The organism is Vibrio pelagius, from assembly GCF_024347575.1.
Classification (GTDB): domain Bacteria; phylum Pseudomonadota; class Gammaproteobacteria; order Enterobacterales; family Vibrionaceae; genus Vibrio; species Vibrio pelagius.
The window spans coordinates 2,831,501-2,852,117 of the sequence record NZ_AP025503.1 but is presented as its reverse complement, the minus strand read 5'-3'; the positions used below and the strand labels follow the sequence as shown (position 1 = coordinate 2,852,117).

Here is a 20,617-nt window from a genome sequence, read left to right as displayed (position 1 = left end):
TAGTTAAAAATGGCTATTGTTAAATGTAAGCCGACTTCCCCTGGTCGTCGTCACGTCGTTAAAGTTGTTAACGCTGACCTACACAAGGGTAAGCCATACGCACCACTTCTAGAGAAAAACTCTAAGAACGGTGGTCGTAACAACAACGGTCGTATCACAGTACGTCACATCGGCGGTGGTCACAAGCACCACTACCGTGTAATTGACTTCAAACGTACTAAAGACGGTATCCCAGCGAAAGTTGAGCGTCTAGAATACGATCCAAACCGTAGCGCTAACATCGCTCTAGTTCTGTACGCAGACGGTGAGCGTCGTTACATCATTGCACCAAAAGGTGTTAACGCAGGTGATCAGATCCAATCTGGTGTAGATGCGCCAATCAAAGCAGGTAACACTCTGCCGATGCGCAACATCCCAGTAGGTTCTACTGTACACTGTGTTGAACTTAAGCCTGGTAAAGGTGCTCAACTAGCTCGTTCGGCTGGTGCTTATGCTCAAATCGTTGCTCGCGACGGTGCATACGTAACTATCCGTCTACGTTCTGGTGAAATGCGCAAAGTACTTTCTGAAGGTCGTGCAACGATCGGTGAAGTTGGTAACTCTGAGCATATGCTACGTGAACTTGGTAAAGCTGGTGCTTCACGCTGGCGCGGCGTACGTCCAACCGTACGTGGTGTAGTAATGAACCCGGTTGATCACCCACACGGTGGTGGTGAAGGCCGCACATCTGGTGGTCGTCACCCAGTTTCTCCTTGGGGCGTTCCTACTAAGGGCTTCAAGACTCGTAAGAACAAGCGCACTGACAAGTACATCGTACGTCGTCGTAACAAGTAATCTATATAAAGAGGAATCGCCATGCCACGTTCTCTCAAGAAAGGTCCTTTTATTGACCTACACTTGCTGAAGAAGGTAGAGAAAGCGGTGGAAAGCGGAGACAAAAAGCCTATTAAGACTTGGTCCCGTCGCTCAATGATCATCCCAACAATGATTGGTTTGACCATCGCTGTCCATAATGGTCGTCAGCACGTTCCAGTTTTCGTTACCGAAGAAATGATCGGTCACAAACTGGGTGAATTTGCACCAACTCGTACTTATCGCGGTCACGCTGCAGATAAGAAAGCTAAGAAGAAGTAAGGAGTAGATGATGGAAGCTTTAGCTAAACATAACTTTGCTCGTATTTCTCCACAGAAAGCTCGCTTAGTTGCAGACCAAATTCGCGGTAAGTCGGTAGACCAAGCTCTAGAAATTCTAACTTTCAGCAACAAAAAAGCTGCTGTTCTAGTTAAGAAAGTTCTAGAGTCAGCTATCGCAAACGCGGAGCATAACGAAGGTGCAGATATCGACGATCTAAATGTCGCTAAAATCTTCGTAGATGAGGGCCCTATCATGAAGCGTATTATGCCTCGTGCTAAAGGCCGTGCGGATCGTATCTTGAAGCGTTCAAGCCACATCACTGTTGTTGTAGCAGATCGCTAGAGACTAGGAGAGTAAGCAATGGGTCAGAAAGTACATCCTAATGGTATTCGTCTTGGCATCGTTAAGCCTTGGAATGCTACATGGTTTGCTAACACCAAAGATTTCGCTGACAACCTAGACGGCGACTTCAAGGTACGTCAGTTCCTTACTAAGGAACTACAAAAAGCATCACTATCTCGTATCGTTATCGAGCGTCCAGCTAAGAGCATCCGTGTGACAATTCACACTGCTCGTCCTGGCGTTGTTATCGGTAAGAAAGGTGAAGACGTTGAGAAGCTACGCGCAGCTGTAGCTAAAATCGCAGGTGTACCAGCGCAGATTAACATCGCTGAAGTACGTAAGCCTGAGCTAGATGGTCAGCTAGTAGCTGATAGCATCGCGTCTCAACTAGAGCGTCGTGTTATGTTCCGTCGTGCTATGAAGCGCGCAGTACAAAACGCAATGCGTCTAGGCGCTAAAGGTATCAAAGTGGAAGTAAGCGGTCGTCTAGGCGGCGCTGAAATCGCACGTTCTGAGTGGTACCGTGAAGGCCGTGTGCCTCTACACACTCTACGTGCAGACATTGATTACGCAACTTCTTCGGCTCACACTCAATACGGTGTGATCGGCATTAAAGTTTGGATCTTCAAAGGTGAGATTCTAGGCGGTATGCCAGCTGCTAACGCAGTAGAGCCTAAAGGCGATAAGCCTAAGAAGCAGCGTAAAGGCCGTAAGTAAGGAGTCGAACGATGCTACAACCAAAACGTACTAAGTTCCGCAAGGTTCAGACTGGTCGTAACCGTGGTCTAGCTAAAGGTACTGAAGTAAGCTTCGGCGAATTCGGTCTTAAAGCTGTTGGTCGCGGACGTATTACTGCTCGTCAAATCGAAGCGGCTCGTCGTGCTATGACACGTCACATTAAGCGTCAAGGTCAAATCTGGATTCGTATCTTCCCAGACAAACCGATTACTGAAAAACCTCTTGAAGTTCGTCAAGGTAAAGGTAAAGGTAACGTTGAGTACTGGGTAGCACAAATCCAACCTGGTAAGGTTATGTACGAAATGAATGGCGTACCAGAAGAGTTGGCACGTGAAGCGTTCCGCCTAGCGGCACGTAAACTGCCTGTTAAAACTACTTTTGTAACTAAGCAGGTGATGTAATGAAAGCACAAGATCTACGCGAAAAGAACGTTGAAGAGCTTAACGCTGAGCTATTGAATTTGCTACGCGAACAGTTCAACCTGCGCATGCAGGCTGCTACTGGTCAGCTTCAGCAAACTCATACTCTAAAAGCTGTACGCCGTGATATCGCACGTGTGAAAACTGTTTTGACTGAAAAGGCAGGCGCATAATGAGCGAAACTAACCGCATCCAGCAAGGTCGTGTAATTAGTGACAAGATGGACAAGTCTATCGTTGTTGCTATCGAACGTACTGTAAAACACCCAATTTACGGTAAATACGTTAAGCGCACGACTAAAGTACACGCACACGATGAAGACAACACTTGTGGCCTAGGCGACAAAGTTGAAATCGCTGAGTGTCGTCCACTGTCTAAGACTAAGTCTTGGACATTGGTTAAAGTTCTAGAAAAAGCGAAGATTTAATCTTTGTAATTCTATAACTTATAAGCGGCTCCAAAATATTTTTTGGGGCCGCTTGTTTTTTGTCTACCCAATTCTAAAAAAGGGTGGTACAATTCGCGTCCCTTTTAAAGAGGCAGCCCGACCCGAGAGGGTCTAGTTTTAATATTTAGCGGAGCACTAACAATGATCCAGATGCAAAGTACACTTGACGCAGCAGATAACTCTGGCGCGCGCAAGGTAATGTGTATTAAGGTTCTGGGTGGCTCTCACCGTCGTTATGCACATATCGGTGACATCATCAAAGTTACAGTTAAGGAAGCAATTCCTCGCGGTAAAGTAAAAAAAGGTGATGTTCTGAAGGCGGTTGTAGTGCGCACCCGTAAAGGCGTTCGTCGCCCAGACGGTTCTGTCATTCGCTTCGACAGTAATGCTTGTGTATTGTTAAACGACACTACTGAGCAACCAGTCGGCACACGTATCTTTGGTCCTGTGACTCGTGAACTTCGTAACGCGAAATTCATGAAAATTGTGTCACTAGCACCTGAAGTTCTGTAAGGAGCGGCAACATGGCAGCTAAAATCCGTCGTAATGACGAAGTAATCATTCTTGCTGGTAAAGATAAAGGCAAGAAAGGTAAAGTAACTAAGGTTCTGACAACTGGTAAAGTTATCGTTGAAGGTATCAACCTTGTGAAGAAGCACCAAAAGCCTCAACCGGCTCTAGGTCAGCAAGGTGGCATCGTTGAACAAGAAGCAGCAATCGATGCTTCTAACGTTGCAATCTTTAACGCGGCTACTGGTAAAGCAGACCGCATCGGTTTCCGTATCGAAGATGGTAAGAAAGTTCGTTTCTTTAAGTCTAACGGCGAAACTGTTTCTAACTAATTAGAAGTAATTTGGAGTTCTACTATGGCGAAACTGCATGATTACTACAAGTCGTCTGTAGTCGCTGAGCTTACCAAAGAGTTCGGCTACACAAGCGTCATGCAAGTCCCTAGGATTGAGAAAATCACCCTAAACATGGGCGTTGGTGAAGCAATCAACGATAAGAAACTGCTAGAAAACGCAGCAGCTGATATGGCAACGATCTCTGGTCAAAAGCCACTTATCACTAAAGCGCGTAAATCTGTTGCAGGTTTCAAAATTCGTGAAGGCTACCCAATTGGTTGTAAAGTAACCTTACGTGGCGAACGTATGTGGGAGTTCCTAGAGCGTCTTATCTCTATCGCTCTTCCACGTGTACGTGATTTCCGTGGTGTTAGCGCTAAGTCTTTTGACGGTCGCGGTAACTACAGCATGGGCGTTCGCGAGCAAATCATCTTCCCGGAAATCGACTACGATAAAGTCGATCGTGTACGCGGTCTTGATATTACTATCACGACGTCTGCTGGCACTGATTCGGAAGGCCGTGCTCTGCTGGCTGCCTTTAACTTCCCATTCCGTAAGTAAGGTGAAGGGTTACTGTTATGGCTAAACAATCAATGAAAGCACGTGAAGCTAAGCGTGCGAAGCTAGTTGCTAAATTCGCTGAAAAGCGTGCAGCACTAAAAGCTCTAATCAGCGATGTAAACGCATCTGAAGAAGATCGTTGGAACGCAGTACTTAAACTGCAAGCTCTTCCACGTGATTCAAGTGCATCACGTCAGCGCAACCGTTGTAACCAAACTGGTCGTCCACACGGTTACCTACGTAAGTTCGGTCTAAGCCGTATCAAAGTTCGTGAAGCTTGCATGAAAGGCGAGATTCCTGGACTTCGTAAGGCTAGCTGGTAATTGCCACTTAATCATTTGGAGTAAATCTTATGAGCATGCAAGATCCGATTTCGGATATGCTGACCCGCGTTCGTAACGGTCAGGCAGCAAACAAAGTTGCTGTTAAAATGCCTTCTTCAAAGCTTAAAGTTGCAATTGCTGCACTACTAAAAGCTGAAGGTTACATCACTGACTTCGCTGTAGAAGGCGAAGCAAAACCTGAGCTAGAAGTTACTCTTAAGTACTTCCAAGCTAAACCTGTAATCGAGCAAATCAAGCGCGTATCACGCCCTGGTCTACGAGTTTATAAAAATAAAGACTCGCTACCAACAGTGATGGGTGGTCTTGGTATTGCAGTTGTTTCTACTTCCAAGGGTCTTATGACTGACCGTGCTGCTCGCAAAGCAGGTCTTGGCGGTGAAATCATCTGTTACGTAGCTTAATAAGGAGTAGATTATGTCTCGTGTTGCTAAAGCACCTGTCGCTATTCCAGCTGGCGTAGAGGTGAAACTAAACGGCCAAGAAATCACTGTAAAAGGTGGTAAAGGTGAGCTTACTCGCGTTCTTAACGACGCCGTAGTTATCGCACAGGAAGAAAACAACCTAACTTTCGGTCCGAAAGAAGGTGTTGTTAACGCATGGGCACAAGCTGGTACAGCTCGCGCTCTAGTTAACAACATGGTTGTGGGTGTTACTGAGGGCTTCACTAAGAAGCTAACTCTAAAGGGTGTTGGTTACCGTGCTGCTATGAAAGGCAACTCTGTAGCTCTAACTCTTGGTTTTTCTCACCCAGTAGAGCACGCTCTACCTGAAGGTATTAAAGCTGAGTGCCCTAGCCAAACTGAGATCGTTGTAACTGGTTGTGACAAGCAACTAGTTGGTCAAGTTGCGGCTGACATTCGTTCTTACCGTGAACCTGAGCCATACAAAGGCAAAGGTGTACGTTACGCAGATGAAAATGTGCGTACTAAAGAAGCTAAGAAGAAGTAAGGTATCACTATGGATAAGAAAGCATCTCGCATCCGTCGTGCTACACGTGCACGTCGTAAGATTGCAGAACTTCGCGTTGAGCGTCTAGTAGTACACCGTACTCCTCGTCACGTATACGCACAAGTTATCGCGGCAAACGGCTCTGAGGTTATCGCAGCTGCTTCTACTGTAGAAAAAGCGATCCGTGAGCAAGTTAAGAACACTGGTAACATCGATGCAGCTAAAGCAGTAGGTAAAGCTGTTGCTGAGCGCGCTCTTGAAAAAGGCGTAACTGCTGTTGCATTTGATCGTTCTGGTTTCCAATACCACGGTCGAGTAGCGGCGCTAGCAGATTCTGCTCGCGAAGCTGGTCTGAAATTCTAAGGTAGGGTTGGAAGATGGCTAAAGAACAACAACAAGCTAATGATTTGCAAGAAAAGCTGATCGCAGTTAACCGTGTTTCTAAGACGGTTAAAGGTGGTCGAATCATGAGCTTCACTGCACTAACAGTAGTTGGTGACGGTAACGGTCGTGTAGGTTTCGGTTACGGCAAAGCTCGTGAAGTACCTGCAGCGATCCAAAAAGCAATGGAAAAAGCGCGTCGTAACATGGTTACTGTTGCGCTGAACGAAGGCACACTTCACCACCCGGTGAAAGGTCGTCATTCGGGCTCTAAAGTTTACATGCAGCCAGCTGCAGAAGGTACAGGTGTAATTGCCGGTGGTGCAATGCGTGCTGTACTTGAAGTTGCAGGTGTACACAACGTACTTTCTAAAGCATACGGTTCTACGAACCCAATCAACATCGTTCGTGCAACGATTGGTGCTCTAGTAGACGTTAAGTCACCAGAAATGGTTGCTGCTAAACGTGGTCTAACTGTTGAATCTATTTCGGAGTAAGCACACGATGGCAACTATTAAAGTAACTCAAACTAAAAGCTCAATTGGTCGCCTACCTAAGCACAAAGCGTGTCTTAAAGGTCTAGGTCTTCGTCGCATCAACCATACAGTAGAACTTGAAGATACTCCGTGCGTACGCGGTATGATCAACAAGGTTTACTACATGGTTAAGATTGAGGAGTAATCAGAATGCGTTTGAATACTCTATCACCGGCTGCTGGCTCTAAACCTTCTAAGAAGCGTGTAGGTCGTGGTATCGGTTCTGGCCTTGGTAAAACAGGTGGCCGTGGTCACAAAGGTCAAAAATCACGCTCTGGCGGTTCAGTTCGTCCAGGTTTCGAAGGCGGTCAAATGCCTCTGAAACAGCGTCTACCAAAATTCGGTTTCACTTCTCGTAAGAGCCTAGTGTCTGCTGAAGTTCGTCTAGCTGAGCTAGCGAAAGTAACTGGTGACGTAGTTGATCTGAACAGCCTAAAAGCTGCTAACGTAATCACTAAGAACATCGAATTCGTTAAGATCGTTCTTTCTGGTGAACTTAGCAAAGCTGTGACTGTTAAAGGTCTACGCGTGACTAAAGGCGCTAAAGCTGCAATCGAAGCTGCAGGCGGTAAAATCGAGGAATAATCTCGAGGAACGAGGTACAGATGGCTAAGAAACCAGGACAAGATTTTCGTAGTGCTCAGAGCGGCTTAAGTGAACTAAAGTCGCGCTTATTATTCGTAATTGGTGCACTTTTAGTATTCCGAGCAGGCTCTTTTGTGCCGATCCCTGGTATTGACGCTGCTGTACTTGCCGATTTGTTCGAACAGCAAAAAGGTACCATCGTTGAAATGTTTAACATGTTCTCCGGTGGTGCTCTTGAGCGTGCATCTATATTAGCATTGGGTATCATGCCGTATATTTCGGCATCGATCGTAGTCCAATTGTTAACTGTAGTTCATCCAGCGTTAGCGGAACTCAAGAAAGAGGGTGAAGCAGGCCGTCGTAAGATCAGCCAATATACACGCTACGGCACGCTTGTACTTGCAACATTCCAAGCTATTGGTATTGCAACGGGCTTACCAAACATGGTCGATAATCTGGTTGTTATCAACCAAACCATGTTTACGCTTATTGCTACCGTGAGTTTAGTAACTGGTACCATGTTCTTAATGTGGTTAGGTGAACAAATCACTGAGCGAGGAATCGGTAATGGTATTTCCATTCTGATTTTTGCAGGTATTGTTGCTGGATTGCCTTCTGCAATCGGTCAAACAATCGAGCAAGCGCGTCAAGGTGAATTGCATGTGCTTCTTCTGCTGTTAATTGCTGTACTGTCTTTTGCTGTAATTTACTTCGTTGTTTTCATGGAACGTGGTCAACGCCGAATCGTCGTTAACTACGCTAAGCGTCAACAAGGTCGTAAAGTATTTGCAGCACAAAGCTCGCACCTACCGTTGAAAATCAACATGGCAGGTGTTATTCCAGCAATCTTTGCATCGAGCATTATCTTGTTCCCAGGAACATTGGCTCAGTGGTTTGGTCAGAATGGTGAGAGCAGCGCGTTCGGTTGGTTAACTGACGTGTCATTGGCTCTTAGCCCAGGTCAACCTCTGTATGTAATGCTATATGCTGCAGCTATAATCTTCTTCTGTTTCTTCTATACAGCGTTGGTGTTTAACCCACGTGAAACAGCTGATAACTTGAAGAAGTCTGGTGCATTCGTACCCGGTATCCGCCCAGGTGAGCAGACAGCGAAGTATATCGATAAAGTGATGACAAGATTGACCCTAGCGGGCGCTCTATACATTACCTTTATCTGTCTGATTCCTGAATTCATGATGGTCGCGTGGAACGTACGTTTCTACTTCGGCGGTACATCACTACTAATCGTAGTTGTTGTTATCATGGATTTCATGGCACAGGTACAGACTCATCTGATGTCTCAACAGTATGATTCTGTGTTAAAGAAAGCGAATCTGAAAGGTTACGGCCGTTAATCCGGCGGTAACGTTCAGTTCCATTTACGGAGTTTAGCAATGAAAGTTCGTGCTTCCGTTAAAAAAATCTGCCGTAACTGTAAAGTTATCAAGCGTAACGGTGTCGTTCGCGTGATTTGCAGTGAGCCAAAGCATAAGCAACGCCAAGGCTAATTAGCAGAAATTTTTACTTGAAATACAAGGTAGAGTCGAGTATATTTCTCGGCCTACCTTTTGCGTGCAAAAGAAGTAGTATGCCGCAGCGTATCCATAACGGGCTTTGCTGCGGATAATTCTTTTATGAAACATTGGAGTGAATAATGGCCCGTATAGCAGGCATTAACATTCCTGATCACAAGCATTCTGTGATTGCACTTACTGCAATCTACGGTATCGGTAAAACTCGTTCTCAAGCTATCCTAGCTGAAGTGGGTATTGCTGAAGATGCTAAGATCAGTGAACTAACTGAAGAGCAGATCGATCAACTGCGTGATGGTGTAGCTAAGTACACTGTAGAAGGTGATCTACGTCGTGAAGTATCGATGAACATCAAGCGTCTTATGGACCTTGGCTGTTACCGCGGTCTTCGTCATCGTCGCAGTCTACCACTACGTGGACAGCGTACTAAAACCAACGCTCGCACCCGTAAGGGTCCGCGCAAGCCGATCAAGAAATAATCGGATAAGGTAGAGTACAATGGCAAAACAACCAACTCGCGCTCGTAAGCGCGTACGCAAGCAAGTAGCTGATGGCGTAGCGCACATCCATGCTTCTTTCAACAACACAATCGTAACTATCACTGACCGTCAAGGCAACGCTCTTGCATGGGCTACAGCAGGTGGTTCAGGTTTCCGTGGTTCTCGTAAATCTACTCCGTTCGCAGCACAAGTTGCAGCTGAGCGTTGTGGTGAAATGGCTAAAGAATATGGCCTAAAGAACTTGGAAGTTATGGTTAAGGGTCCAGGTCCAGGTCGTGAATCTACTGTTCGCGCACTGAACGCTGCTGGTTTCCGTATCACAAACATTGTTGATGCGACTCCAATCCCTCATAACGGTTGTCGTCCACCTAAGAAACGTCGCGTTTAATTCGTTTCTAGGATAATTGGAGAAAGATCATGGCAAGATATTTGGGTCCTAAGCTGAAGCTTAGCCGTCGTGAAGGCACTGACTTATTTCTTAAGTCTGGTGTTCGCGCGATCGATACCAAGTGTAAAATTGATAACGCACCAGGTGTACACGGCGCTCGTCGCGGTCGTCTATCTGAGTATGGCGTTCAGCTTCGTGAGAAGCAAAAAGTTCGTCGTATCTACGGCGTTCTAGAAAAACAATTCCGTAACTACTACAAAGAAGCTGCACGTCTTAAAGGCAACACAGGTGAAAACCTACTTCAGCTTCTTGAAGGTCGTCTTGATAACGTAGTTTACCGCATGGGCTTTGGTGCAACTCGCGCTGAATCTCGTCAGCTAGTTAGCCACAAAGCTATCCTAGTTAACGGTAAAGTTGTAAACGTTCCTTCTTTCAAAGTAGCGGCTAATGACGTTGTTTCTATCCGCGAGAAAGCTAAACAGCAATCTCGTATTAAAGCGGCTCTAGAAGTTGCTGAACAACGTGAAAAACCAACTTGGATTGAAGTAGATGCTGGCAAAATGGAAGGTACATTCAAGCGTATGCCTGAGCGTTCTGACCTATCAGCTGACATCAACGAACACTTGATCGTCGAACTTTACTCTAAGTAAGGTTAAAAAAAGAGAGGACACAATGCAGGGTTCTGTAACAGAATTTCTTAAGCCGCGTCTTGTTGACATTGAACAGATCAATACGACACACGCAAAAGTAACTCTTGAGCCATTAGAGCGCGGTTTCGGCCACACTCTAGGTAATGCTCTTCGCCGCATTCTTCTATCTTCTATGCCGGGTTGTGCCGTAACAGAAGTTGAAATCGAAGGTGTGCTACACGAATACAGCACTAAAGAAGGCGTTCAGGAAGATATCCTTGAAATCCTTCTAAACCTAAAAGGTTTGGCTGTACGCGTTGCTGAAGGCAAAGATGAAGTGTTTATTACACTGAACAAATCAGGCTCAGGCCCTGTTGTTGCAGGTGACATCACCCACGATGGTGATGTAGAGATCGCTAACCCTGAGCACGTAATTTGTCACCTAACGGATGACAACGCTGAGATCGCTATGCGTATCAAAGTAGAACGTGGTCGTGGTTACGTTCCAGCTTCAGCTCGTATCCATACTGAAGAAGATGAGCGTCCAATCGGTCGTCTACTAGTTGACGCTACTTACAGCCCGGTTGATAAAATCGCTTACGCTGTAGAAGCGGCACGTGTAGAGCAACGTACTGACTTAGACAAGCTTGTTATCGATATGGAAACGAACGGTACTCTAGAACCTGAGGAAGCAATCCGTCGTGCAGCTACTATCCTAGCTGAACAACTGGATGCGTTCGTAGATCTACGTGATGTACGTGTACCTGAGGAGAAGGAAGAGAAGCCAGAATTCGATCCTATCCTACTACGTCCTGTAGACGATCTTGAACTAACAGTTCGCTCTGCTAACTGTTTGAAAGCAGAAGCGATTCACTACATCGGTGATCTTGTACAGCGCACTGAGGTTGAGCTACTTAAAACGCCAAACCTTGGTAAGAAATCTCTTACAGAGATTAAAGATGTGCTTGCTTCACGTGGTCTATCTCTAGGCATGCGTCTAGAAAACTGGCCACCAGCGTCAATCGCTGAAGATTAATCGAAAAAGTTAGAAGGATTAGGTCATGCGCCATCGTAAGAGTGGTCGTCAACTCAACCGCAACAGCAGTCATCGCAAAGCGATGTTCAGCAACATGGCTAGCTCTCTTGTTCGTCACGAAGTTATCAAAACTACCGTGCCAAAAGCAAAAGAACTACGTCGCGTAATTGAGCCGTTGATTACCCTAGCTAAGACAGACAGTGTTGCTAACCGTCGTCTTGCATTCGCACGCACTCGTGATAACGAAGTTGTTGCAAAACTATTTAATGAACTAGGCCCGCGTTTCGCGGCTCGCCAAGGTGGTTACACTCGCATTCTTAAATGTGGTTTCCGTACTGGTGATAAAGCTCCAATGGCATACATTGAGCTTGTAGACCGCCCAGCTGCTGAAGAAGCTGCTGAGTAATCTATACTAGATTGTTAATCCAAAAAGCCGAGCCTAGCTCGGCTTTTTTGTATCTGTTGTTTTTCAATCCTGCATCATAATACTTGGCACTTTCTCTTACCTCGATAACGCTCCTTTCTCAAAATATCTCGCATCTCGTATCAAAGTTTGTAACACCCACAAAAAAAGAGCACCGAAGTGCCCTTAATTCAAACTATCTTAACTTGTGGTTATTTGAAGGATTAACTCCAAATCGCTGATAATGAATCAAGTAGGCTTGAGGTTGCACCTTGAGATTGAAGCGCTTGCAGAATGATAGGTGCAAAAGTTGTGATCATTGAAGAGTCCATACCTAGGCCTGAGAATGCACTTTCCACGGCACTTTGTGAATTTAGCATAGATGTAAGGCCTGTCGATTCAAGCGTTGACATGCCAGGGATAAGTGACGACAACTCTTTGTTGTCAGCACTACCGAGTGAATTTTGGGCCAGTGCTAACATAGAACCAATACCACCTAGCGCTTGGTCGTTAGTTACTGATGCTTTTTCGGCGACTGTGTCGGCCAGAGGCGTCGATTCATTTTGTTGTGACCATAAGTTAACCGCACCCATTAGTGCTGTCTGAGTCAGTTGAGAGTAGTCGGTCGTTGCGGCAGCGGTTGTTGAGGCTTGGTCAGAGGTGCTTGCGCAAGAGGCTACAGCTAATGCGCTGAATACAGTGATGAGTGCTTTCTTCATTATTCTTCCTTAAGTAATAAAGTAATCGTCACTTTCACTATAAACGAAAAACGGCGATGTTGTTACATCGCCGTTGGATTAATTTAACTTTAGTTTACGCCCAGCAGATGGTTTACCAAGGCGTTTAAAATTAAAGGATAGCTAGAAGTTCTACTTCGAATACTAGAGCTGCAAATGGAGGGATAGCAGCACCTGCGCCACGCTCACCGTATGCAAGATCTTGTGGGATGTATAGTTTCCACTTAGAACCTACAGGCATCATTTGTAGAGCTTGAACCCAACCTTGGATAACGCCAGTTACTGGGAACTCAGCTGGTTGACCACGAGATACAGAGCTGTCGAATACAGTACCGTCTGTTAGCTCACCGTGGTAGTGAACACGAACTTGCTTGTCAGCCGTTGGGATTTCACCAGTACCTTCAGTGATTACTTCGTACTGTAGGCCAGACTCAAGAACAGTGACTTCTGGACGTAGAGCGTTGTCAGTTAGGAACGCTTCGCCGTCAGCTGCTGCTGCTTTAGCTGCTTCTTGACGGATTGCTTCAGCACGAGTGTGAAGCTCTTGAAGTGCTTTGTTGATTTCGTCAACTTCGATAGCTGGCATGTCGCCAGTTAGTGCAGTTGCGATACCCGCAGCGATTGCGTCAACGTTTAGGCCTTCAAGACCAGAACCAGCTAGTTGTTGGCCCATTTGTAGACCGATACCGTAGCTAGCTTTTTGCTCTACAGTTTCAAATTTTACTTCAGACATGAAAGTTACTCTTTTTGTGTCAGTACGAAAAACGTAAGAATACCAGTATTAACTGCTCGAAGAAACGGCTAGACCCTGATTCGCTCTAGCTTTCATGTACTCAAATCACAATGGCACTATTTTTATTGCATTGCTCCCGTAATGAAGGAAAAATCTATACTGTTCTAGTTTTGGTTTTTATACTGTAGTTAATTAACAGTTAGGGCGCAGTAGTATGAATCGTCGTCATAAGAAGAAACAACAAGTAGATTATTTGCAGCTGTGCAAAGATAAATTCAGTGCTATCGAATTTGGTGATGCCAAAGATAAGATCCGTGACCTATGGCAGCGCTTGCCTAAATTACATCAACGCGCATTGATGGTGCTTACGCCTGTCGTTTTGTTGTTACTGATCATTCCTTTTCCAAAAGCAGAAAAGACGAAAAGCGCACCGGCAGCCAGTCGTGTTGAGCTTGAGATAAATACTGTCGGTTTAAGTGAACAACAGAGTGAACAACAGCAATCTCTAAAATCAAGTCACTGGAAAGAGTATTTGGTACAACAAGGCGATACTTTAGCGCAGGTATTTCGTAACAACCAACTGCCACTATCAGACCTTAATGCACTTGTGCGGATTGAGGGGGACGATAAACCTCTGAGTCAGATAAGAAAAGGGCAGTTGGTTCGATTTAAGCTAGCAGAGAATGGTCAGTTGGACATTCTTCAGCTTGAGAAAGGTGGAAGTTCGGTGATGTTCTTCCGCCTATCTGACGGTGGTTTTGGTCGCAGCAAATAAATACTGAACTGGTATATTAGGAGCGATTATCTCGCTCCTTTTTTTATGCGCGGAATCGGAGCCAGCGGTAACACAATCAGTAAGATGCCGATAAAGGTGAGAATATCGGGGATTTCGTTAAACCAAATCATACCGATGAGTGCGACAAAGACGAGGCCTGAATATTCTGCCAGTGCAATCTGGCTAGAGTGTGCTTTTTGATATGCAGATACAGCTAGTCCATTGTAAGCCAATATCAGGGTGGCGCTTAAGGCGATATAACCAAGGTGCCCCCAAGATATCGGTGACCAAAATAGTACGCAAAGTATTAACGCAGCAGGCAGCGAGAATAGGGTTGTCCACCAAAGTGTCGTCACTACCGATTGCTCACTCGGAAGTTTGCGAACCAAGACATTGAACAGCGCCAGGGTACATGCTGTACCAAGCGCAAATACCGCCGCCCAATGAAACTGCGATGGCCTCAGTACGATGAGCGCACCGATAAATCCGATGGTGGTGGCGACGACTTTTCCAAGTGCAGGGCGTTCTCCCAACAGCAGTATCGACAATGGCAACATCAATAATGGTGCGACGTAAAATACGGCATTGGCTGTCGCCAGTGGTAAGTGGGTAATCGCCACGACCATACACCCACTACCGATTAAGATCAGCTGGCCTCGAGCAAAGGTGATTTTTGCCTGCTTGAGTCGGCGTTGTACTCTGTTTTGCTTTAACCATAATGGCGTAATCAAAAGCAGTGACAATAGTTGGCGAAAGAAGATGTACTGCAGTGGTGGCACTTCACCATTGAGCAGTTTCACCGCCACGTCAGAGAGTGAGGCAAAAAAGTTGCCCGCAACAAGCAGCAAGATCCCAAGCGTGATGTTGGACATCAGCCCTGTAATCTCATATCGATATGCGGAATATCGTCCTCAAGGTACATCTCTGAGATCGTCACAAATCCATGACTTTGGTAAAAAGCTTCTAAATGTTGTTGAGCACCGATATCAATGGTGCTATTTGGCCACAACTCATGACTGCGTTTGATGGCTTGTGCTAAGAGTTTGTGACCTAAACCAGCCCCTCGCGCCTCGGCTTTGGTGGCAATTCTACCAATACTGACGTTGTCATAAGTGGTGCCTGCAGGCAGCAAACGAGCGCAAGCGATCAGTTGACCGTCCTCATATCCCAAAAGGTGGTGCACACCGGGTTGGGTATCTTTACCATCAAGCTCTGAGTACGGGCAGGTTTGTTCGACAACAAACACGTCTACTCGCAGTTTCAGCAGTTCATACAGCTCAGTTGTGGTTAATTCGGCAAAGGTTGGGGTCGACCAAGTGATCATAATATCTTCCTATATCTGTACTTGGCGCTAATCTAGCAGCACCTTGGAGGCTATGCATTAACCATTGTTAATTCGGCTCTTGATTCTGCTTAGGCTGATCGCCGTAATACCAAGATAGGCTGCGATTTGATTGTCATTTAAGCGTTGCAGCAGATCTGGGTAGTGCTCGCAGAACAGTTGGTAGCGCTGCTCTGGCGTGTAAAGCAGCATGAAACGTTCTTTGTTCTCTTTGTACATCAGTTGAGTTTCAAGTAACTTGAGGTACAGAGGATTATTTGTCTCGCGCCACTCTGTCAGAGCTTGCATTGGCAGCTCAAACAGTGAGATAGGAGTGAGCGTTTCGAGTAGATAAGGAGAAGGTTGCTGCTTTATTAAACTCTCAAAGCCAATCACCCAGTCATGCTCCCAGTAGAACTCTTTGCTGTACTGTTTGCCTTCTTCCGTTAGGTAACACGCATGGCATAACCCTTCAACGATGAAGTAAAACGAATCAGGCATCTCTCCTTGATTGGTAAGAATGTGTCGTGTTGGTAACTCGAGCGGTTTTGCTATCTCAAGCAGAGATTCTATCTGGGGTGGGGTAAAGCCAAAGCTTTCTAATTGTTCTGTTAATGCGCGGTGCATGGTCACTACCTAAGCCATTTCAATGCGAAGATGATCGCACTTTCTATGGCCTAGGTATAGCGCAAGCTTAGGTCGAGTTATTGGGTTTGTGAGTTGCTATGGCGATCCAAGTAATTTTGAGCCTGTTCTTTTCCCATGTATTTACCTAGAGTCTTTACTGATACCTTCTTAAGATTTACGACGATCAAGCCATCTAAGGCGTTATTAAACGAGGGATCAACGTTGAAGCACACCAGTTTACCGTTCATTCCTAGGTATTGACGAAGTAAGACAGGCAGGCCTTTTCCTTGTTCCATGCGTGCGAGAACTTTAGAAAGTAGCGGCACACTTGCCAAAGAAGAGAGCAGGTGGTTTTGCCAGAACACATGATTGCTGTTGGTCAAAGGTGATGAAGGTGAAACTAAGCTAGCCTTCTCTTTGTCGTAGTGGTGAATCGATAAAGTGGTGGCTATTAGCAGTCGTGCACTGTGACTGTAATCATTACTAATACTAACTGGGCCAAAGAGGTGTGTGTATTGAGGATGGCGAGATACGAAAGTCGCGATACCTTTCCATAGTAGTAACAGTGAATTGAGGCTCTTCTGATAAGGCTTACTCACCACGGATCGTCCGAGTTCAATACTGTGTTCTAGGGTATCGATAAATTCTTGATTGTAGTTGAACAGGCTACGAGAGTAGAGTTTATCAAGGCCGTGCTCTGTTATTAATTGATCTACCATACCCAGTCGATAGGCGCCAACCAGCTCTGACTTCGCTTTGTTCCATATAAACAGTTGATGGTAGTAAAGATCATATTCATCTAAATCACAGGCAAGCCCACTACCTTCGCCTACATCTCTAAAACTTTCTTCTCTGACTCGGCCAATTTCACGCATCAGATTAGGAATCGATTGGCTGGGTGTACAGTAGACCTCAAACTCCCCTTGCTCAAGGAGTTTCATCTCAGCTGGGAGTGAATCGATCTCAGTCGTCAAAACTTGTGACGATATGGGGGCGATCACTTGCGTATCAAAAGAGGATGGCTTGGTTGTGGTCTCTGAAGTCTGTTGTTGACTCATTAGGTAGGTGTTGAGTCTCAGGTAGTTGACGATATCCACCTCTTGTTCAAGCGATGTTATCTCTGAATAAGGAATCGAAGAGCCAATGGAGATGGAGATAGTGGTTGCTTGCTTATTAAGAAGCTCGCGTCCCAGCAATGCAGTTCTAAGTATTGGGTGGATGCGACCAGCTTGGTAGAAAAGTTCGCTATTCTTACCATTGATGAAGATAGGCACGGTTGCCGCTTGGTGGCGTTTAACAAACTTCGCGATCGATTTGCTCCATTCGATGTCAGTGAGTGTTTTCCCCCCTTTACGATAGCTGGACACTTCGCCCGCAGGGAACACAATCAACAATCCTCCGTCAGCTAGGTGGCGATTAGCGTCTCGAATCGCCTTGGCATTGGTACGCTTTGATTCTTTGCTGTTAAAGACATCGACACCGATGAAAAGATCGTCTAATTCAGGGAGTCGCTTGAGCAGTTCATTGGCCAACACTTTGACATCTTTCCTCACTGATCCTACGAGATCGGCAAGGATCACTCCTTCAATCGCACCAAGTGGGTGGTTCGCTACAATCACGACCGGCCCTTGTTTTGGTATGTTTTCCGTGCTTCCTGATGCAATTGAGTAGTCGATATTAAGCGCCGAGAGCGTGTAATTCATGAATTCGAAGCTCGATAACTCATTTTGTCGGTCTTGATAGAGTCGATCCAATTTTGAGAGTCCCGTTGCCCACTCGACAACAGACTCACCCAAACCAAAAGGTGTATAACGTGGTAAACGAAACGGACTATCAATCATAGTGTAGCTACCTTACTTAATTCGCTGTGGCCAAGCTGTATCGGCTTGTTGAATGTGTTGCGTGCGGCCAGAGACAAAGTCGTCTTTGACGAAGGCTGCTCACACGCAATAACCACCATACTGAGGTGCATACTTTTCAGGATTATTAACAATTAAAGTCAGATTCTTTTCACAAGAGAGGTGCTTTGTATTCGATGTGGAATGTCTTACTTCGTGCGACGGGTTGCTGGGCATGAAATAGATAAGGGCAGTGATAAAGGTTTACAGTAGGTCGCGAAATGTGGTGCTCACTCGCACACTAGCGCTGAAATAGAGAGGTTTGGTTGTGGCGTTTACAGCCAAGGATGGGCTTGAAACTTAACTCTATTGGTGATTTACGTACGGCAAAATAAAGATTTTAAAGGAGCGGTTTACCTATATGAAAAAAGGCTGAATCGTTAAATTCAGCCTTTTGAAACATAAACTAAAGAATATTGAAAATCTTATTTAGTGAGGTCGATTTGGTAAACACCGAAGCCAACATCATCAGTCGCAACGCGTTTCATCGGGTATTGGCCTTTCTCTTTGATGAACTGTGCCGCTTTCTCGCTTGGTGATGTTTCAAAACGGATGTCTAGCTTCTTGCTCGTTTCGATAGGAGCAAAAGACCAGTTATTGTCCGCTGTTGGGCTTACTTTTCCTTGCTCTTTGCTTACGCGAGAGATGTAGTTTGCTAGAACCGTACGGTTTTCGTCTGGTGCATCAAAAGCGATGTACTCAACGCCTGTGCCCGGGAACTTCGCGCTGTATGCACGGTAGTTGTTGGTTGCAATTAAGAAGTCTTGTTCCATATCGATTGGTTGACCTTGGTAAGTCAGACCTACGATACGCTCAGATTCTGGGTTAACCACTTTACAGTTCGCGTCGTATTTAGCTGGCTGTGTCACATCGATCTGGTAGTTGACACCATCGATAACATCGAAGTTGTAAGTACGGAAGTTATCCCACTCGATCAATGATTGTGGAGCTGTCGAGTTTGCGTCGATTTGGTTGAACTGACCTGCCGAACACTCCAACCACTCTTTCACTTCTTTACCTTTTACCTTCATCGCAACAAGGGTGTTCGGGTATAGGTATAGATCCGCTGCGTTACGGAAAGTCAGTTGGCCCGCTTCTACTTCAGTAAAGTTTGCTGGGTCATTCTTACGACCGCCTGCTTTAAATGGTGCAGCTGCAGAAAGTACTGGTGTGCCGTCTAGGTCTGGATCACCTTGAATAAAGCGTTCAACGTAATCTTTTTGTGCAAGGTTAACGATTTGAACCGTAGGATCGTCTTGTACCAGTGATAGGAAGCTGTACATCACGTCATCAGCTTGGCCAATTGGCTGGTTTACAAAGTCACGAGTACCTGCGTGATCTTTTTCTAGTGCCGTTACGATGCCTTCATCAGCGGCAGCCAGTGATTTCTGCTCTACTTTGTCGTAGATAGGGCGCGCTTCAGATTGGCCTTTTACGACTTCCCACTTACCGTCTTTTTGTGCCAGCGTTAGATCCATAATACCGACGTGGCTACCCCAACGACCTGGCATCACCGCAGCAACACCGTTCATTGTGCCGGCTTGGTTATCAACGCCTTGGATATTGTCAAAACCTTTGCCTGGGAATACGGCATGAGAGTGACCAAATGCAATCGCATCGATGCCTTCTACTTCAGATAGGTAAAGCGTTGAGTTCTCTTCGCCTGCTTTGTATGGGTCTTGAGAAACGCCAGAGTGAGGGATCGCAACGATAACTTCTGCGCCTTCAGCCTTCATTTGAGGAACCAGTTCATTCGCCGTCTCTAGGATGTCGCGAGCGATAACTTTGCCTTCAAGGTTCTTCTTATCCCAAGTCATGATTTGTGGTGGAACAAAACCGATGTAACCCACTTTTACTTCATGTTCTACGCCTGCAGTATCTGCAAATTTGTGCGTTTTGATAATGTATGGCGTGAAGTAGTGCTCTTTCGTTTTTGCGTCGTAAACGTTAGCGCTGATGTATGGGAAATCCGCGTCGTTGATTGACTCTTCTAGGAACTCAAGGCCGTAGTTGAATTCGTGGTTACCGATGTTGGCTGCATCGTAATCTAGCTGGTTCATTGCTTTGTATGCAGGGTGAACTTCGCCTGCAACGATGCCTTTATCTGCCATGTAGTCACCCATAGGGCTACCTTGCAGCAAGTCACCGTTATCAACAAGAATGCTATTCGTTACTTCGCTTTGAGCTTCTTTAACAAGAGTTGCAGTACGCGCCAAACCGATCTTTTGCGATGGCTTATCTTTGTAGTAGTCGTAATCCATTAGGTTAGTATGAATGTCAGTCGTTTCTACGACGCGCAGCTTGATTACTTCATCTGTGTCTGGGGTGGTTGTACAGCCAGCTAGAGTTAAACCTAGTCCGGCCAGTACCGCTAGCGATAAAGGTTTCATTGCAACTTTCATTATGGAGCTCCAAGATTGGATGGGGAGAGAATTTGTTGCGTAATGTAACAAAGTGGAGTGCAACAATGAGTACAACATGTGTTAATTCGTGATGTTGATCTTATTACTTTATGCTGTTCTGCCACTCTTGTCTCAAACCGATTAATCCATACGCAACAAGCGTTTATTAAAGGTAGTCCATTCATTTTGATAAGGAATAAAGGTGACAACGATTCCTTATCAGCTTTTCGAATAAAAAATGAAATTTTAGAATTTCCAGTAATATGAGAGGCTCGTCATAATGCTTTCATTGAGGGCGCATTGAGCTTGAGTACATCGCAAAGTATTTGTGTTGCCAGCCAATACGTCAATTCA

The 20,617-nt window shown here is 45.6% G+C and carries 32 protein-coding genes; 25 read left to right on the top strand and 7 right to left on the bottom strand.

What is annotated here, in order from left to right; genetic code table 11:
• The first annotated feature begins 9 nt into the window (after positions 1 to 9).
• The 24 genes from rplB (at position 10) to rplQ (ending at position 11,773) form a co-directional block, all read left to right on the top strand.
• Positions 10 to 834 (top strand): 50S ribosomal protein L2, encoded by an 825-nt coding sequence (gene rplB, locus vsple_RS12670; RefSeq protein WP_032553333.1) that lies wholly within the window; start codon positions 10 to 12, stop codon positions 832 to 834.
• Between the two features lie 21 nt (positions 835 to 855).
• Positions 856 to 1,134: a 30S ribosomal protein S19 gene (gene rpsS / locus vsple_RS12665; RefSeq protein WP_004736729.1), complete on the top strand. Its 279-nt coding sequence runs from the start codon at positions 856 to 858 to the stop codon at positions 1,132 to 1,134.
• Positions 1,135 to 1,144: 10 nt separating this feature from the next.
• A complete protein-coding gene (gene rplV, locus vsple_RS12660; protein WP_032553332.1) occupies positions 1,145 to 1,477 on the top strand; it encodes a 50S ribosomal protein L22 in 333 nt (110 codons plus the stop codon).
• A gap of 18 nt (positions 1,478 to 1,495) precedes the next feature.
• Positions 1,496 to 2,194 carry a 30S ribosomal protein S3 gene (gene rpsC / locus vsple_RS12655; protein ID WP_004738797.1) on the top strand — a complete coding sequence of 233 codons (699 nt, stop codon included), beginning with the start codon at positions 1,496 to 1,498 and terminating at the stop codon, positions 2,192 to 2,194.
• An 11-nt stretch (positions 2,195 to 2,205) separates the two neighbouring features.
• Positions 2,206 to 2,616, top strand: a complete 411-nt coding sequence (gene rplP / locus vsple_RS12650) for a 50S ribosomal protein L16 (RefSeq protein ID WP_004398466.1) — start codon at positions 2,206 to 2,208, stop codon at positions 2,614 to 2,616.
• Complete coding sequence (gene rpmC, locus vsple_RS12645; RefSeq protein ID WP_004736737.1) at positions 2,616 to 2,807, top strand: 50S ribosomal protein L29; 192 nt, start codon at positions 2,616 to 2,618, stop codon at positions 2,805 to 2,807. Before rplP ends, rpmC begins: the two co-directional genes overlap by 1 nt.
• Entirely contained in the window at positions 2,807 to 3,061 is a 255-nt protein-coding gene (rpsQ, locus tag vsple_RS12640) for a 30S ribosomal protein S17 (RefSeq protein WP_032553331.1), read from the top strand. The genes rpmC and rpsQ overlap by 1 nt, the downstream gene beginning before the upstream one ends.
• Positions 3,062 to 3,223: 162 nt before the next feature.
• A complete protein-coding gene (rplN, locus tag vsple_RS12635) occupies positions 3,224 to 3,595 on the top strand; it encodes a 50S ribosomal protein L14 (protein WP_004738793.1) in 372 nt (123 codons plus the stop codon).
• Positions 3,596 to 3,606: 11 nt separating this feature from the next.
• Positions 3,607 to 3,924 carry a 50S ribosomal protein L24 gene (rplX, locus tag vsple_RS12630; protein ID WP_032553330.1) on the top strand — a complete coding sequence of 106 codons (318 nt, stop codon included), beginning with the start codon at positions 3,607 to 3,609 and terminating at the stop codon, positions 3,922 to 3,924.
• 24 nt (positions 3,925 to 3,948) lie between these two features.
• Positions 3,949 to 4,488, top strand: a complete 540-nt coding sequence (rplE, locus tag vsple_RS12625; protein ID WP_032553329.1) for a 50S ribosomal protein L5 — start codon at positions 3,949 to 3,951, stop codon at positions 4,486 to 4,488.
• Positions 4,489 to 4,505: 17 nt separating this feature from the next.
• Entirely contained in the window at positions 4,506 to 4,811 is a 306-nt protein-coding gene (gene rpsN, locus vsple_RS12620; RefSeq protein WP_255229794.1) for a 30S ribosomal protein S14, read from the top strand.
• A gap of 29 nt (positions 4,812 to 4,840) precedes the next feature.
• Positions 4,841 to 5,233: a 30S ribosomal protein S8 gene (gene rpsH, locus vsple_RS12615; RefSeq protein WP_032553327.1), complete on the top strand. Its 393-nt coding sequence runs from the start codon at positions 4,841 to 4,843 to the stop codon at positions 5,231 to 5,233.
• Between the two features lie 13 nt (positions 5,234 to 5,246).
• Positions 5,247 to 5,780, top strand: a complete 534-nt coding sequence (rplF, locus tag vsple_RS12610) for a 50S ribosomal protein L6 (RefSeq protein ID WP_261882165.1) — start codon at positions 5,247 to 5,249, stop codon at positions 5,778 to 5,780.
• A gap of 9 nt (positions 5,781 to 5,789) precedes the next feature.
• The gene (gene rplR, locus vsple_RS12605; protein ID WP_032553325.1) at positions 5,790 to 6,143 is read left to right on the top strand and encodes a 50S ribosomal protein L18; all 354 of its coding nucleotides are present in this window, start codon (positions 5,790 to 5,792) and stop codon (positions 6,141 to 6,143) included.
• Between the two features lie 14 nt (positions 6,144 to 6,157).
• Positions 6,158 to 6,658: a 30S ribosomal protein S5 gene (gene rpsE / locus vsple_RS12600; RefSeq protein WP_004738783.1), complete on the top strand. Its 501-nt coding sequence runs from the start codon at positions 6,158 to 6,160 to the stop codon at positions 6,656 to 6,658.
• Between the two features lie 7 nt (positions 6,659 to 6,665).
• Complete coding sequence (gene rpmD / locus vsple_RS12595) at positions 6,666 to 6,842, top strand: 50S ribosomal protein L30 (protein WP_004736756.1); 177 nt, start codon at positions 6,666 to 6,668, stop codon at positions 6,840 to 6,842.
• A 5-nt stretch (positions 6,843 to 6,847) separates the two neighbouring features.
• Positions 6,848 to 7,282 carry a 50S ribosomal protein L15 gene (gene rplO, locus vsple_RS12590; RefSeq protein WP_032553324.1) on the top strand — a complete coding sequence of 145 codons (435 nt, stop codon included), beginning with the start codon at positions 6,848 to 6,850 and terminating at the stop codon, positions 7,280 to 7,282.
• Positions 7,283 to 7,302: 20 nt separating this feature from the next.
• A complete protein-coding gene (secY, locus tag vsple_RS12585) occupies positions 7,303 to 8,637 on the top strand; it encodes a preprotein translocase subunit SecY (RefSeq protein WP_032553323.1) in 1,335 nt (444 codons plus the stop codon).
• Positions 8,638 to 8,676: 39 nt separating this feature from the next.
• On the top strand, positions 8,677 to 8,790 hold the full coding sequence (rpmJ, locus tag vsple_RS12580) for a 50S ribosomal protein L36 (protein ID WP_000868186.1): 114 nt from the start codon (positions 8,677 to 8,679) through the stop codon (positions 8,788 to 8,790).
• Between the two features lie 146 nt (positions 8,791 to 8,936).
• Positions 8,937 to 9,293, top strand: coding sequence for a 30S ribosomal protein S13 (gene rpsM, locus vsple_RS12575; RefSeq protein WP_004738779.1), 357 nt, complete (start codon positions 8,937 to 8,939; stop codon positions 9,291 to 9,293).
• A 19-nt stretch (positions 9,294 to 9,312) separates the two neighbouring features.
• Positions 9,313 to 9,702, top strand: coding sequence for a 30S ribosomal protein S11 (gene rpsK / locus vsple_RS12570; RefSeq protein ID WP_004738778.1), 390 nt, complete (start codon positions 9,313 to 9,315; stop codon positions 9,700 to 9,702).
• A 29-nt stretch (positions 9,703 to 9,731) separates the two neighbouring features.
• Positions 9,732 to 10,352 (top strand): 30S ribosomal protein S4, encoded by a 621-nt coding sequence (gene rpsD / locus vsple_RS12565; RefSeq protein ID WP_032553321.1) that lies wholly within the window; start codon positions 9,732 to 9,734, stop codon positions 10,350 to 10,352.
• Between the two features lie 22 nt (positions 10,353 to 10,374).
• The gene (locus vsple_RS12560; protein WP_004729813.1) at positions 10,375 to 11,367 is read left to right on the top strand and encodes a DNA-directed RNA polymerase subunit alpha; all 993 of its coding nucleotides are present in this window, start codon (positions 10,375 to 10,377) and stop codon (positions 11,365 to 11,367) included.
• A 25-nt stretch (positions 11,368 to 11,392) separates the two neighbouring features.
• The gene (rplQ, locus tag vsple_RS12555) at positions 11,393 to 11,773 is read left to right on the top strand and encodes a 50S ribosomal protein L17 (RefSeq protein WP_004729812.1); all 381 of its coding nucleotides are present in this window, start codon (positions 11,393 to 11,395) and stop codon (positions 11,771 to 11,773) included.
• Positions 11,774 to 11,994: 221 nt separating this feature from the next.
• Here the strand turns inward: rplQ and vsple_RS12550 are convergent, their stop codons facing one another.
• Both vsple_RS12550 and vsple_RS12545 read right to left on the bottom strand, forming a co-directional pair.
• On the bottom strand, positions 11,995 to 12,489 hold the full coding sequence (locus vsple_RS12550) for a DUF2780 domain-containing protein (protein ID WP_261882164.1): 495 nt from the start codon (positions 12,487 to 12,489) through the stop codon (positions 11,995 to 11,997).
• Between the two features lie 130 nt (positions 12,490 to 12,619).
• Positions 12,620 to 13,240: a BamJ family beta-barrel-assembly machinery protein gene (locus tag vsple_RS12545; RefSeq protein WP_032553319.1), complete on the bottom strand. Its 621-nt coding sequence runs from the start codon at positions 13,238 to 13,240 to the stop codon at positions 12,620 to 12,622.
• Positions 13,241 to 13,454: 214 nt separating this feature from the next.
• On the opposite strand from vsple_RS12545, the gene vsple_RS12540 reads away from it, so the two are divergent.
• A complete protein-coding gene (locus vsple_RS12540; protein ID WP_261882163.1) occupies positions 13,455 to 14,015 on the top strand; it encodes a LysM-like peptidoglycan-binding domain-containing protein in 561 nt (186 codons plus the stop codon).
• Between the two features lie 26 nt (positions 14,016 to 14,041).
• On the opposite strand, the gene vsple_RS12535 is transcribed toward vsple_RS12540, so the two are convergent.
• From vsple_RS12535 to vsple_RS12510, 5 genes are all read right to left on the bottom strand, one after another.
• Positions 14,042 to 14,887 (bottom strand): DMT family transporter, encoded by an 846-nt coding sequence (locus tag vsple_RS12535; RefSeq protein ID WP_261882162.1) that lies wholly within the window; start codon positions 14,885 to 14,887, stop codon positions 14,042 to 14,044.
• Positions 14,887 to 15,339: a GNAT family N-acetyltransferase gene (locus tag vsple_RS12530; protein WP_261882161.1), complete on the bottom strand. Its 453-nt coding sequence runs from the start codon at positions 15,337 to 15,339 to the stop codon at positions 14,887 to 14,889. Before vsple_RS12530 ends, vsple_RS12535 begins: the two co-directional genes overlap by 1 nt.
• 57 nt (positions 15,340 to 15,396) lie before the next feature.
• Positions 15,397 to 15,963, bottom strand: a complete 567-nt coding sequence (locus vsple_RS12525; protein ID WP_261882160.1) for a Crp/Fnr family transcriptional regulator — start codon at positions 15,961 to 15,963, stop codon at positions 15,397 to 15,399.
• Positions 15,964 to 16,040: 77 nt separating this feature from the next.
• On the bottom strand, positions 16,041 to 17,804 hold the full coding sequence (locus tag vsple_RS12520; RefSeq protein ID WP_261882159.1) for a lysophospholipid acyltransferase family protein: 1,764 nt from the start codon (positions 17,802 to 17,804) through the stop codon (positions 16,041 to 16,043).
• Between the two features lie 482 nt (positions 17,805 to 18,286).
• Positions 18,287 to 20,263 (bottom strand): bifunctional 2',3'-cyclic-nucleotide 2'-phosphodiesterase/3'-nucleotidase, encoded by a 1,977-nt coding sequence (locus tag vsple_RS12510; RefSeq protein WP_261882158.1) that lies wholly within the window; start codon positions 20,261 to 20,263, stop codon positions 18,287 to 18,289.
• Positions 20,264 to 20,617 lie beyond the last annotated feature (354 nt).